We start from the raw sequence: 13,302 nt of genomic DNA, 5'->3' as shown, positions 1-13,302 counted from the left end.
AACTGACGGCCCCGGTAGCCCATCTGAGAAATTTTCACGATGAAGTGTCAGATCTCACGGGTGGCTGCGGGGGCGTCTAGGTGATTCCGTAGGCTGAGTGAAGAAAAATTGTGTCCTCGCGGTCGCTGGCGGTAGCGGTGCAGAAAGAAACTGCCCCGTGGTGACCTCAACGAGACACCCATAGACTTTGCCCAGGTCACGTGCGTGAGCAGAATCGCCGCGAAACGAGGAGGTATACGTGGGATCGCCGGATAGGTGGAGTGGCGACCGTCCCGAGTCTGGTTCGCGTTGGCGCAGCCTCTTGGGACGCAGTCGAACACGCGGTACCCAAGCCCCACCAACCCCATCACCCCCGCCCGAGCACACTCAATACCCACGCCGCAACCCGCCGCCTCCGCACCAAGCCCCACCCCCGTACCAGTCGCAACCGCCAGCGGCTCCTCCTGCCCAGCGCCGCAGCGCGCCCGTTGAGAACTATCCGAGCGCCGAATCACGCCGTCAAAGCGCGCCGTCCCAACCGCGACGTGGTGTACCGCCGCAACAATTGCGTCCAGCCGCGCCAGATCCGCAGATCATGGAGAGGCTGCGTCGCCCGCTTAGCCGATCCAAGGTCGTCGCCTTTATCAACCCCAAGGGCGGCGTGCACAAGACCACCGCCACCGTACTCACCGCCGCAGCGCTGGGTACCGCTCGCGGCAGCGGCGTCATCGCCTGGGACGACAACGAGTTGCGCGGCACCTTGGGCTTGCGCGCCGGTACGGCTCGCCACGCCCGCACTATTCGCCACCTGGTCGAGCATCTGCCGCAGGTGGAGGCCGCTGGCGTACATCTGCCCGAACATCTCGACGAATTCTTGCGCCATTCCTCCGACGGTTCCTTCGACGTCCTCGCCGGTGACGAGGACCCGAAACTGCAACGCCATCTCGACCCGTCAACGGTGCTGCGAGTGCTCGACATTCTCACTCGCACCCACAACATCATTTGCATCGACACGGGAAACAACGTTGAGAGTCCGAACTGGCGCACAGTTGTTTCCTCAGTAGACCGACTCGTGGTGACAACGGTTCCCCGCGAAGACGCCGCCTTCGCGGCCGACTGGATGCTGGATCTGTTGGAAGAGAACGGATACGGTCACCTCGTCTCCGAAGCGGTCACGCTTCTGTCCTGCCCGACCCCCAACCCGGGGCCACTACTGAACGACTTCACCCGCCACTTCAAAAGCCGAACCGGCTCAGTTGCCGTGGTGCCATACGACCCAGCGCTTGAACCGGGCGCGAAGATCGAATTCTCCGCCCTCCGTGATGCCACGCGGGTGGCCTGGATGAGCGCGGCCGCCACGATTCTCGAAGGCCTGTAGCGACACAGGGCAGGTGTGGGAAGATCGGCACCGTGGACCGCAAAGAGACCGCCAGCGAGAACACCCGCGCCACTGGCGAGCACCCGGAGCCCAGCTCTGACTTCGCAGATGAACCCTCGCCTGAAAAGTCACCGCCACCAGATGCCGCGCGTAAGACGCTAGCCGCCGATACCAGGGCCGCGGCCCTCCTCGCCGTGGTGCTGGGATTCTTCGGGCTACCGCTGGCGGTGCTGTGGCAAGCCCTCACCCCTCGCGTCGAAATCGTCCGCACCGAACGCTCCTGGGCACCGACCGAACTCGATCCAGCGGGCTTTGTGCTAGCTGACCTCAACTTCGCCGCCATCGGACTCATCGCCGGAATCATCGCGGCCATCTTGGTGTGGAATGCGTTGCGCGCCCGACGTGGACCCATCATCCTATTCGGGCTCGTAGTCGGCTCCCTCGCTTGCCAAATCGTGGCATGGCGATTCGGCAGCCGCCACTGGGAGGCCTTTTGGGACGCCGTCCACGCGGGCGAACCCGGCTGGACCTTTATGAGACCAGCACAAGTGCGCATGGCCGACATTGACCTCTACCAGGCATGGAGCGCCCTCAGCGGCGGAGACTTCGCCCTCATGACTGATCACCTACAGCTTGGCGTCCTCGCCACGATGGCCTTGGCCGCAGCTTTTACCTACGCCATGTGCGCGGGCTGGTCGCGGGGCTATTACCTGCGAGAACGCCCCAGCGACTTTTTCCAGGAGCGCTAAGGACGAACCGGGGCGTGCCACGCGACGCTGTGATCAACCTCAGTTCAGGCGTCGACATTCAGTGTGACCTATCTTTATTGGGCCGCTGTCGCCTCCCGTGTGCTGGGACAATTACCCTTAAGGGGTGCTTCGACGACTGAGTCTCCAAGGAACGATCACCGACTATTCCGCGAGCGAGCTACGGGATCTGCTCCCTCGCGCGACCTTTGACGTCAACGCGGCCCTCCATCAAATCCAGCCGCTACTGGACGACATCGCCCAGCGAGGCACCCCCGCCGTCACCGACGCCGTGGCCCGGTTCGACCAGGTTGAACTGGAACGCCTGCGAGTGGACCCCGCAGCCATCGACGCCGCTGTGGAGAAACTGGAACCGGCCCGCCGCCGCGCCTACCAAACCGCCATCGACCGCGTACGCCAGGCTCACTCCGCCCAGCGCCTACCCGACATCCACACCCAGGTCGCGCCCGGCGGTTACATCACCGAACGCTACGTACCGGTCAATCGAGTTGGTCTCTACGTGCCCGGCGGATTGGCCGTGTTGGCCTCCAGCGTCATCATGAACGCCGTACCCGCCCAAATCGCTGGCGTCGAACAGCTGGCCGTCACCTCGCCGCCGCAGAAGGACACGGGACTGCCCGATGAGGGCATTCTGGCCGTGTGCGGCCTGCTGGGTCTCGAGGAAGTCTATGCCGTCGGCGGACCCGCAGCCGTGGCCATGTTCGCCTACGGCACCGACGAATGCGACCCGGTTGACATGATCTGCGGCCCGGGAAACATCTATGTCACCGCGGCGAAGCGGGCCGTACGCGGCTTGGTGGGAATCGACGCCGAAGCCGGAACCACCGAGATCGCCATCATCGCCGATGCGGAGGCCAACGCCGCGCACGTGGCCGCCGACCTCATCAGCCAAGCCGAACACGACCCAGCCGCCGCCAGCGTCCTCATCACCGATTCCGTGGCGCTGGCCGACGCGGTGGACAACGAGTTGGCCAAGCGGGTGCCACTAACGAAGCACCACGCCCGAATTCACACCGCGTTGACCGGGGAACAGTCGGGCACGATCGTGGTAGACGACATCGACGCCGCCGTGCGCGTCGCCGACTCCTACGCCGCCGAACACCTCGAAATTCACACCGTCGACGCGGCTGACATCGCCATGCGTATCCGTAACGCCGGGGCGATCTTCGTGGGTACCTATACCCCGGTTTCCCTGGGGGACTACTGCGCTGGCTCCAACCACATTCTTCCCACCGGTGGCTGCGCGCGCCACTCCTCGGGGCTGAGCGTGCATTCATTCCTGCGCGGCATCCATGTGGTCAACTATTCGCAGTCGGCTTTGGCCGCGGTTGCCGAGGACGTCGTCACCTTTGCCAATTCGGAGGACCTTCCCTCGCACGGCGAGGCCGTGTCCGTCCGATTCGAAGCGTGAGAGGAGAGGGGAGCTCATGACTAACATTGATTCTCTGCTCCGCGCTGACCTGCGTGGCAAGACGCCCTATGGGGCCCCGCAACTGGATGTCGAGGTCGCACTCAACACCAATGAGAACGCCTATGCGTTGCCCGACACCGTGGCCGAGGCGATTCAACGACACGTGGCCGAAGTGGTGGGCGGACTCAACCGTTACCCCGACCGTGACGCGGTCGACCTGCGAAGGGATCTAGCCGCCTATCTAGGGCATGACCTCAGCGTGGACAACGTGTGGGCCGCCAACGGTTCCAACGAGATATTGCAGCAGCTATTGCAAGCCTTCGGCGGCCCAGGCCGTACCGCGCTCGGGTTTACTCCCTCGTATTCGATGCACCCGATCATCGCCTCCTCCACGGGCACCCAGTGGGCAGATGGGCTACGAGAGGCAGACTTCGGCCTCAGTGCCGAGCACGTCCGGGCCGCGATCGCCGAGCACGACCCCGACGTGGTCTTCTTGTGCTCGCCGAACAACCCGACCGGAACCGCGCTCGACGCGGAGGTTATCGTCGCCGCCGTCGAAGCGTGCCGGGGAATGGTGATCGTGGACGAGGCCTATGCCGAGTTCGCCCGCGAGCCCGAAAACACCGCTGTGCGGCTCCTGGTCGATCATCAGCGGCTGGTCGTCACCCGGACCATGAGCAAAGCTTTCGGTTTGGCCGGGGCCCGCCTCGGATACCTGGCGGCCCATCCCGACGTGATCAGTGCGCTATTGCTGGTACGACTTCCCTATCACCTGTCAAGCCTGACGCAGGCTGCGGCGCGCGGAGCGCTCACCGGCACTAAACAGCTGCTGGCCACAGTGGATGAGATCCGGATACAGCGGGACCGCATCGTGGCCACTATTCGCGCCCAAGGGTTGCCAGTAGCCGACTCAGACGCCAACTTCGTCCTCTTCGGAGGAATGGCCGACGCCCCGGCCGTCTGGCAGAAACTACTTGACCGTGGCGTCCTCATCCGGGACAACGGACTACCGGGCTGGCTACGGGTCACCGCTGGCACCCAGTCCGAAACGACCGCGTTCCTCGCCGCGCTGCAAGCGGTGCAGACGGTCAACCCCGAACTGTTCGACCACACGTCATCGACTAAGGAGTCCACATGAGCCGCCACGGTTCCGTTTCCCGTTCCACGGCCGAGACTTCTGTGGAAGTGTTCGTCGACCTCGACGGGCCCACCGGTGAAGTCTCCGTGTCCACCGGCATCGGCTTCTACGATCACATGCTGCACCAACTGGGCAAGCACGGTGGCTTTGACCTGCGCGTAAAAACCAAGGGCGACCTGCACATCGACGCCCATCACACGATGGAAGACACCGCCATCGCCCTAGGCCAGGCCTTCGCCAAAGCTCTGGGGGACAAGTCGGGAGTTTCCCGCTTCGCCGACGCGACCGTCCCCCTAGACGAGGTGTTGGCCCGCGCCGTGGTCGACCTGTCGGGTCGCCCCTACATGGTGCACGAGGAACCGGAAAATCTCGCACCGACCATCGGAGCGGACTACCCGACCTCGCTGACACGCCACGTGCTGGAGTCGTTCGCCTTCCACGCGCGCATCACCCTGCACGTGTCGGTGCTGCGCGCCAGCAACCATGGCCAAAAGCCCGATGCCCACCATGTGGTGGAAGCCCAGTTCAAAGCGCTGGCCAGGGCGCTTAAGGGCGCGTGCCGCCTCGATGAGACGCAGCGCGGCATCCCCTCCACGAAGGGGCAGCTGTGAGCGAGTTCCTTGGCCCCATGCTCGTCATGCTCGTCGCCGGGCTTCTCGGTGGCGGGTCCTATTCCCTGCGCCAGCAGGGGAAAACGCTCGCTTCGCTGCTGTGTGGACTGGTCGGTTTGGTTCTGTTCGCCTACGGCATCTTCCTCATCTATTAGGTGGTCTCATGAGTAAGACTGTCGCGATCTTCGACTATGGCAGCGGTAATTTGCGTTCGGCGCTGCGAGCCGTGCAGCGAGCTGGGGCCGACGCCTCGCTCACCTGTGACCTCGATGAGGCCCGTCAAGCCGATGGGCTCGTGGTGCCCGGCGTGGGGGCGTTCACCGCGTGCATGAAGGGCATCCGTGACACCGGGCTTGACAAGGTAATTCTCCAACGAGTCGCCTCTTCATCGCCGGTGTTGGGCATTTGTGTGGGAATGCAGGTGCTCTTCGAACGGGGACGGGAACACGGTATCGACACAGAGGGCCTAGGTATTTTCGCCGGCACTGTTGATTCTCTGCAAGCGCCTCGGGTTCCGCACATGGGATGGAACACGGTTGAACCCGATGCGGACATGTCGCTGTTTGCCGGAATTGAACCCGATACTCGCTTTTACTTTGTGCACTCCTACGCTGCGGTGCCTCCGGTCGCTGGGGCCCGGATCGCCCGCGGCCACCACGGCCATGCGTTCGTGGCCGCCATCGAACGCGATGCCGTGTCGGCCTGCCAATTCCACCCGGAGAAGTCAAGCGACGCCGGTGCCGCCGTCCTCGCCAACTGGATCAAAGGAATCACATGACCACTTTGCAGCTGCTGCCCGCCGTCGATGTCGCCCAAGGTCAAGCGGTGCAGCTTGTACAGGGTGTCGCTGGCACTGGCGGCCAATATGGCGATCCGCTGGCCGCGGCTCTCGAATGGCAGCGTCAAGGAGCGCAATGGCTTCACTTGGTCGACCTGGACGCGGCGTTTGGGCGCGGTAAGAATTCCACGCTGTTGGCCGATGTGATTGGCAAACTCGACATCGATGTCGAAGTCTCAGGCGGTATTCGAGACGATGCGAGCTTGGAGGCGGCACTTGCCGCTGGGGCTCGCCGGGTCAACATTGGCACTGCCGCCCTGGAGAACCCGCAGTGGTGTGATCGGGTGTGCGGCGAATATGGTGACCGGGTCGCCATTGGTCTGGATGTCAAAGGGACCCGTCTAGCCGCTCGCGGCTGGACGCACGAGGGCGGGGAATTGTTCGACGTGCTCGAACGTCTGGAGCGCGCTGGTTGCGAACGCTATGTCGTCACCGACGTCAAGTCCGATGGGATGCTCAGCGGTCCCAACACTGACCTGCTGCGGCAAGTGTGCGCGCGAACCGACAAGCCTGTCATCGCCTCCGGTGGGATCTCTTCATTGGCTGACCTGGAGGCATTGAGCGCTCTGAGCGCCGAAGGAGTCGAGGGAGCTATCGTCGGCACGGCGCTGTACAAGGGTAACTTTACGGTCGCTGAAGCGTTGAACCTCTTGAGAGGTTGAGAACTCCTCCGTTTTTGGGGGTACTTGCTGTCGCCGGGAACCACGCGGATCATGTGGCCGCGTCGGCGCGCTCGTGCGCTGGGCGGAAATTCTTTGCCTCACTTCGAATGATGTGAATGGGTGCGCCTTTGGCGTGCCCGCGACCTGGGGTGTGGTTCATGGCTTTGGTGAAACGTGTGTCCTCTGGCGGCAAGTGGGAGGGGCTTTTCGGTTACTCGCAGGCGGTGGCGGTGGGGCCGTTGGTGATGACTAGTGCGTGCGCCGCCGCCGTTGACGGGCGACCCTCCATGATTGACGACCCAGGTGCGCAAGCCAAGGAGGCGTTTCGGTCGGCGCTGGACGCGTTGGTGCGAGCCGGTGCCGGGATCGGTGACGTGGTCCGTTCCCGCATGTACATCGTCAACCCCGAACATGCCGAGGCCGTGGGTTTGGCACACGGTGAGCTCTTCGGGGTTGTGCGCCCAACGGCTACGGTCGTGGTCGTCAATTGTCTGACCCATCCCGAACAGCTGGTGGCGGTGGAACTGGAGGCGTTTCGCGGTTGGAGGGAATGATGGCGCTGGGGGGCCACGTGCCATTGTGGGTCCAGTCAAGTAGTGCGAGGTGCGGGCGACTGGTAGCTTGCCGACAGTGGAAGCGAGCATCTGGGTTCAGCCGCGCAGATCCACGGGCGAGGGCAATGGTTGGCAGTGATTGCGCCGCGACTAGCGATCCGTTTTCATCGACTTCGGTCGGCCCCTTCCCGTCCTGGCACGTGACACCGGTTCGACCGTGCTCACCACCGCAGCGGCACCGGTTAGGCTGGGGTGGTGAGTGTTGCAGTGCGTGTGATCCCTTGCCTGGACGTCGACGCCGGTCGGGTCGTCAAAGGCATCAAGTTTCAAGACCTCAAGGACGCGGGAGACCCCGTCGAGTTGGCCCGGGCCTACGATGCCGCAGGCGCCGACGAGGTCACCTTCCTTGATGTCACGGCCTCGACCGATGACCGTGCCACGATGCTTGACGTGGTGGCCAGCACCGCCGAACAGATCTTCATCCCGTTGACCGTCGGCGGCGGGGTCCGCGCTGTTGCCGATGTGGATACTCTCCTGCGAGCGGGTGCTGACAAGGTCGGCATCAACACCGCCGCGATCAAACGCCCCGCGCTCATTAGCGAGGTGGCCAACCGTTTTGGCAACCAGGTGACCGTCTTGAGTCTCGATGTCGCCTCTGGCGCGGATACGCCCTCGGGTTGGGAAGTCACCACTCACGGTGGTCGCCGACGAACCGGCATTGACGCTGTGGACTGGGCACGTCAAGGTGCGGATTTGGGCGCGGGCGAACTATTGGTCAACTCGATCGACGCCGACGGGACCAAATCAGGCTTCGATGTGCCGCTGATCGCCGCGATTCGCGCCGCCGTCGAGGTACCGGTTATCGCCTCGGGTGGAGCCGGTAGGGCCGAGCACTTCCCTCCAGCGGTCGCCGCTGGAGCCGACGCGGTGCTGGCCGCTAGTATTTTCCACTTCGGAGAAGTGGCGATTTCACAGGTCAAGGATTCTTTGGCAAGTGCGGGGTATCCCGTCCGGCGCTAGAGGACATGAGGCACGTCTCGTCTGTATGACACCGTCGCCCGCAGCTAATCCGCCTTCCTGACGAGAAAGGCTTAGGCCCCCGATGCTTGCTCAGCGGTACACCACCGCCGTGATGCGCGATGAAGAAGCAATCCCAGTAGCACCAGTGGGTACAGCAGCGCGATGAGCATGAGGAGGTCTTGCTCGATGAGGCTGCCGCACAGGATGGCGGCTAGAGCGATCCAACAGAAGTCGATGGCCAGTCGTCTGGCCCAGCCGCTGCCGCGTCGCAGCCCTAGCGCGACCGTCTTGAGACTGACCGCGACGATGGTGCTCAACGATGCGGCCCACACTCCGCCGGGTATGTCGATCCAGTTCACAGGCAGGGGTGCGGTGAAGGCAGAGGCCCAAGCGATGATCGCTATGGAGGCGGCGAAGACCGAGCACACCCAGATCTTGGCAATGGCGATGCGCGTCGGGGTGGGAATGGGTCCGCCGCGCCCGGATTCCTCGTGAGGGGAGGCGAGCGCTCCAGGTGAGCTGGGTGCTGGCGGCATGCCGGTGGGACTCGAAATGGTTCCCGCGGTCACGGGGGCTCCTTGAGCTAGGGGAGGGGAGGCATCTTCCAATTTAGCTCATTGCGACACATACCACTTGCCAGAATATTCGCGGATGTGAAGAAACGACACGATATTGGTCGATCGGTTTTATGCGGGCGACGATGTCATGCCCAGCCTCTAGGCTGAAAGAGCCTGCTCATCGGAAGTGGTCTTGTGAAAAAAGGGGTAGTTGTGACCGGCCCTTCGGTCGCTCAAAGCAGTGAAGTTCGCGCGTCGGATCTACCGGCGCGCGGGGCCCTCGGAGCGGCAGCACAAGCAAAATTTGGGGCGTGAGTTGTCACACAGGAGAAATTTTCTCGCCTGTTTATTGGTTGTGATGTGGGCATATTCAGGCATTTAAGCCGCAAAAATCGTTTGTTCCCGCTGAGGCAGTGAGTCATGATTGCCTATATCCTTACTTGTCGGCTGGCAAGTAAGTGTCGGTGTCTCAAAGAAGCGCATAGCGCCTGACCCCTGGAGTGTGAATGACAGACACAAAGGCAGAGTCATCAAAGACCGGGTCGCATTCGCCCCCCGCAGGGTCTACGAAGAACAACCGCGACACGACGTCGACTCACACCAACGACCTATACGACTCCACGAAGGGTGACAAAACCCTCCGGCGCGGCATGCGGCTGCTCGGCCACGCCATCAAGACCGAGCCCCGCGTGTTCACCATCTCCATCTTCGGCGCAGTCCTCCACACCACCATGCTGGTCGGCAGCGCCTTCGTCACCGGGCTCATCGTCGACCGCGTCGTCATACCGGCAGCCCAAGAGGAACGATTCCTCGTCGCCGCCACCGCCGCCGCCGTCGGCGTGCTGATCCTCGTCTCGTGCCTACGCATCACCGGTATGGCCACGCGCCGCCTCGGAGCCGCCTCCATGCAATACCGCATGCAGGCCCGCTACCGGCGCAAAGTCACAGACCAGTACCTACGCCTGCCCGTCTCCTGGCACCAAAAACACCAGACGGGCACCTTGCTGTCCAACGCCAACGCCGACGTCGAAGCCGCCTTCCGGCCCGTCGCGCCACTGCCCTTCATGGTCGGCACGCTCTCCATGCTGGTTTTGGCAATGGGCTCACTGTTCGTCATGGACTGGATGCTGGCGATGGTGGCCCTCGCCCTCTTCCCTGTCCTGCTGATCATCAACATCATCTTCGCTCGCAAGATGTCCCCGCGCGCCGCCCGCGCCCAACGGCTGCGAGCGGTCGTCTCCGCCTCAGGCCACGAATCCTTCGACGGAGCCCTCGTCGTCAAGGCCATGGGCAAGGAAGCCGAAGAAACCGAACGCTTCGCCCGTGACGCCGACGAACTTCGCGACGCCATGATCCGAGTCGGACGCCTGCGGGCCGTCTTCGAGCCAGCCATCTCGGTTCTACCCGAAATGGGAACCCTGCTGGTCCTCGTCGTCGGCATGTACCGACTCCAGTCGGGACACATCGGCGTCGACCAACTGGTCACCATCGCCTTCCTCTTCACCATCATGGCCTTCCCCATCCGAGCCATTGGCTGGGTCATGGGTGAACTCCCCGTGGCCGTGGTCGGATGGAACCGTGTCAACAACGTCCTAGCCGCACGAGGCGAAATGCCCTATGGCGACAAGCTCACCGACAACAAAGAGCCCGCCACCCTCACGTTCGAAAACGTGGCCTACGCCTACCCAGACGGCTCCCGCGCCCTGCGCGACATCACCTTTGAGGTGCCCAGCGGCAAAACCGTCGCCCTGGTCGGCGCAACCGGCTCGGGTAAATCCACCATCGCCTCTCTGGCGGTGCGCCTGGCCGATGCCGACAACGGGTCGGTGAAACTCGACGGCATCGACACCCGCGAGCTCACCCACGCCGCACTGGCCGAATCGATCGCCCTCGTGCCCCAGATCGCCTTCGTCTTCGACGACACCGTGCGAGGAAACGTCACCCTCGGTCGCGGTGACTACTCCGACGAGGAAGTCTGGGAAGCACTGCGGCGCGCGCAAGCAGACGGCTTTATCTCCAGCAACCCCGAAGGGCTCGACGCAGAAGTAGGCGAGCGTGGAACCACGCTCTCGGGCGGACAGCGCCAACGGCTCAGTCTCGCCCGCGCCATGGTCGGCCAACCGCGCCTGATGGTCCTCGATGACGCCACCTCGGCGGTGGACCCGAAAGTCGAAGCGGCGATCCTGGCCGGCCTGCGCTCCGACCAATACCCCGCCTCGGTCCTCGTGGTCGCCTACCGCCGGGCCACCATCAGCCTCGCCGACGAGGTTGTGTTCCTACGTGAGGGCACGATCGCCGCTCACGGCACCCACGATGAACTCATGGAGTCCAACTCCGACTACGCCGACTTGGTCTCCGCCTATGAACAAGCTGAGGCCGAACGTGTCCGCGAAGGCGAGTTCGACGAACCCGAAGACATCACGCTCCAGGAGGCCCAGACCGAGGTGAGCGCTAAATGAGCAGCCACGACACCATCTCGAAATCACGACGCGAAAGCGCCGAAGCGGCACAGCGTGCCACCGAACGCGACGAAAAGTCCACCGCCGGGGCCCTCGACAGCCGAGAGGCCGTGCGCCCCTGGGAAACCGTCAAGCGTGGACTCAAGCTCTCCCCAGAGCTCAAAGCCGGCCTGCTCGGCACCATCCTGTTGGCCATCGTCGCCACCGTCGGACGCATCGTGGTCCCCGTCGCCGTTCAACAGGCAATCGACAACGGCCTCATGGTCGAAGGTGGCCCCAACGTCGGCTATGTGGGCTTGGTCGCCAGCTTGGGCTTCGGCATCCTCCTGGTGACGGGCACCGCCAACTACTTCATGAACCTGCGGCTGTACACGGTGTGCGAAACGGCGCTGGCCTCGATTCGTCGCCGGACCTTCCGCCATATTCACGACCTGTCGATGCTGCACCAGCAGGGCGAACGGCGGGGCGCGTTGACCTCGCGTGTCACCACCGATATCGATCAGATCAGCCAGTTTCTGCAAATGGGCGGTATCGTCCTGCTGATCTCCTCGGGGCAGATCATCGCCGCGACCGTGGTCATGGTGGTGTACAGCTGGCAGCTTGCCCTGGTGGTGTGGGCGACGTTCTTGCCGGTGACACTGATTATTCGCTGGTTGCAGCGGCGTTTGGCGCAGGCGTACATGATCGTGCGTCGTCGCATTGCCTCGATGCTGGGTGCGGTTTCGGAGACTGTGGTGGCCGCGCCGGTCATTCGCTCCTACGCGGTGGGTGAGCGGACCGCGAAGCGTATTGACGATTCGATCGAGGGTCATCGGCACGCTCAATTCCAGGCGATGAAGAAGTCGGTCATGTCCTTCGGAGCTGGCGAGACGATCAATGGTCTGGCGCTGTCGGCGGTTGTCGTCACCGGGGTGTGGCTGGTCTCGGGCCAGAATATGACTGTCGGTGAGCTGACGGCGTTCCTGTTCCTGGTGACGCTGTTCGTGCAGCCGGTCATGATCGGTACCGAGGTGCTCAACGAGGCGCAGAACGCGGTCTCGGGCTGGCGACGGGTGCTCGACGTGCTCGACGTGGAGCCCGATGTGGCCGACCCGGGGGAAAAGGGCCGTGATCTGGCTCCTGGCCCGCTCGGGGTCAGCTTTAAGGACGTCGACTTCGCCTATGTCGAGGATGAATTGGTCTTGCGCGACATAAACGTGGACTTGAAACCGAAGTCGAAGGTCGCGATCGTCGGCGAAACTGGTTCGGGTAAGACGACGTTTGCGAAACTGCTCACCCGGCTGATGGATCCGACCTCGGGCGAAGTGCGGCTAGCGGACACTCCGTTGCGCGAGATCCGTTTTTCGTCGCTGCGCAAGCGCGTGATCATGGTGCCGCAGGAAGGCTTTCTCTTTGACGGCACCTTGGCCAGCAACATCCGGTTCGTGAACGCGAAGCTCTCCGACGCCGAGATCTATGTGGCGTTCTCCGAACTGGGCTTGGACGACTGGGTGGATAACCTTCCCAACGGCTTGGAAAGCGAGCTGGGGGAGCGCGGGGAGCACTTGAGCGTCGGTGAACGGCAGCTGGTGGCGCTCGTGCGCGCTTATATCGCCGACCCGGACCTGCTGGTGCTCGACGAGGCCACCAGCGCGGTGGACCCGGCCACGGAGCTGCGATTGTCCGCAGCCTTGGACAAGGTGACACGGGGACGCACGACTGTCATCATCGCCCACCGCTTGTCTACGGCCGAAACCTCCGATGAGGTCTTGGTGTTCGACCAGGGGCAGATCGTCCAACGCGGTCCGCACCGGACCCTGGTGCAGGAGCCCGATTCGGTCTATGGTCGTCTGCACTCCTCCTGGATCGAACAGACGCGCGCCGCCGACTAGGAGTTTGCGGTCGCCTATATGAGTGTGGGCCCTCCCCGAACGGGGAGGGCCCACACT

13 protein-coding genes are annotated in these 13,302 nt (G+C 63.5%); 12 read left to right on the top strand and 1 reads right to left on the bottom strand.

The features are described 5' to 3' along the window. The first annotated feature begins 238 nt into the window (after positions 1-238). The 10 genes from JQS30_RS10570 (at position 239) to hisF (ending at position 8,358) form a co-directional block, all read left to right on the top strand. Positions 239-1,357, top strand: coding sequence for a MinD/ParA family ATP-binding protein (locus JQS30_RS10570; protein ID WP_213170245.1), 1,119 nt, complete (start codon positions 239-241; stop codon positions 1,355-1,357). A 32-nt stretch (positions 1,358-1,389) separates the two neighbouring features. After that, positions 1,390-2,106 carry a hypothetical protein gene (locus tag JQS30_RS10565; protein ID WP_213170244.1) on the top strand — a complete coding sequence of 239 codons (717 nt, stop codon included), beginning with the start codon at positions 1,390-1,392 and terminating at the stop codon, positions 2,104-2,106. Positions 2,107-2,230: 124 nt separating this feature from the next. Continuing rightward, complete coding sequence (gene hisD, locus JQS30_RS10560) at positions 2,231-3,535, top strand: histidinol dehydrogenase (protein ID WP_213170243.1); 1,305 nt, start codon at positions 2,231-2,233, stop codon at positions 3,533-3,535. A gap of 16 nt (positions 3,536-3,551) precedes the next feature. Continuing rightward, positions 3,552-4,673 (top strand): histidinol-phosphate transaminase, encoded by a 1,122-nt coding sequence (locus tag JQS30_RS10555; protein WP_213170242.1) that lies wholly within the window; start codon positions 3,552-3,554, stop codon positions 4,671-4,673. Continuing rightward, positions 4,670-5,284 (top strand): imidazoleglycerol-phosphate dehydratase HisB, encoded by a 615-nt coding sequence (hisB, locus tag JQS30_RS10550; RefSeq protein ID WP_213170241.1) that lies wholly within the window; start codon positions 4,670-4,672, stop codon positions 5,282-5,284. Before JQS30_RS10555 ends, hisB begins: the two co-directional genes overlap by 4 nt. After that, entirely contained in the window at positions 5,281-5,439 is a 159-nt protein-coding gene (locus JQS30_RS10545) for a hypothetical protein (RefSeq protein WP_213170240.1), read from the top strand. The genes hisB and JQS30_RS10545 overlap by 4 nt, the downstream gene beginning before the upstream one ends. An 8-nt stretch (positions 5,440-5,447) precedes the next feature. Continuing rightward, positions 5,448-6,062 (top strand): imidazole glycerol phosphate synthase subunit HisH, encoded by a 615-nt coding sequence (gene hisH / locus JQS30_RS10540; RefSeq protein ID WP_213170239.1) that lies wholly within the window; start codon positions 5,448-5,450, stop codon positions 6,060-6,062. Further along, on the top strand, positions 6,059-6,784 hold the full coding sequence (priA, locus tag JQS30_RS10535) for a bifunctional 1-(5-phosphoribosyl)-5-((5-phosphoribosylamino)methylideneamino)imidazole-4-carboxamide isomerase/phosphoribosylanthranilate isomerase PriA (RefSeq protein WP_213170238.1): 726 nt from the start codon (positions 6,059-6,061) through the stop codon (positions 6,782-6,784). The genes hisH and priA overlap by 4 nt, the downstream gene beginning before the upstream one ends. 158 nt (positions 6,785-6,942) lie before the next feature. Beyond that, positions 6,943-7,338, top strand: a complete 396-nt coding sequence (locus tag JQS30_RS10530; protein ID WP_213170237.1) for a Rid family hydrolase — start codon at positions 6,943-6,945, stop codon at positions 7,336-7,338. Between the two features lie 255 nt (positions 7,339-7,593). Continuing rightward, positions 7,594-8,358 carry an imidazole glycerol phosphate synthase subunit HisF gene (gene hisF, locus JQS30_RS10525; protein WP_213170236.1) on the top strand — a complete coding sequence of 255 codons (765 nt, stop codon included), beginning with the start codon at positions 7,594-7,596 and terminating at the stop codon, positions 8,356-8,358. A gap of 71 nt (positions 8,359-8,429) precedes the next feature. On the opposite strand, the gene JQS30_RS10520 is transcribed toward hisF, so the two are convergent. Beyond that, positions 8,430-8,927: a hypothetical protein gene (locus JQS30_RS10520; protein ID WP_213170235.1), complete on the bottom strand. Its 498-nt coding sequence runs from the start codon at positions 8,925-8,927 to the stop codon at positions 8,430-8,432. Positions 8,928-9,565: 638 nt separating this feature from the next. Between JQS30_RS10520 and JQS30_RS10515 the strand changes: the two genes are divergently transcribed. Both JQS30_RS10515 and JQS30_RS10510 read left to right on the top strand, forming a co-directional pair. Beyond that, positions 9,566-11,374, top strand: a complete 1,809-nt coding sequence (locus tag JQS30_RS10515; RefSeq protein ID WP_343076215.1) for an ABC transporter ATP-binding protein — start codon at positions 9,566-9,568, stop codon at positions 11,372-11,374. Then, on the top strand, positions 11,371-13,245 hold the full coding sequence (locus tag JQS30_RS10510) for an ABC transporter ATP-binding protein (protein ID WP_213170233.1): 1,875 nt from the start codon (positions 11,371-11,373) through the stop codon (positions 13,243-13,245). The genes JQS30_RS10515 and JQS30_RS10510 overlap by 4 nt, the downstream gene beginning before the upstream one ends. The last annotated feature ends 57 nt before the right edge of the window (positions 13,246-13,302 follow it).

Origin of the sequence: Natronoglycomyces albus (assembly GCF_016925535.1) — a bacterium.
GTDB classification, from domain to species: domain Bacteria; phylum Actinomycetota; class Actinomycetes; order Mycobacteriales; family Micromonosporaceae; genus Natronoglycomyces; species Natronoglycomyces albus.
This window is presented reverse-complemented; position numbering and strand designations above follow the sequence as displayed.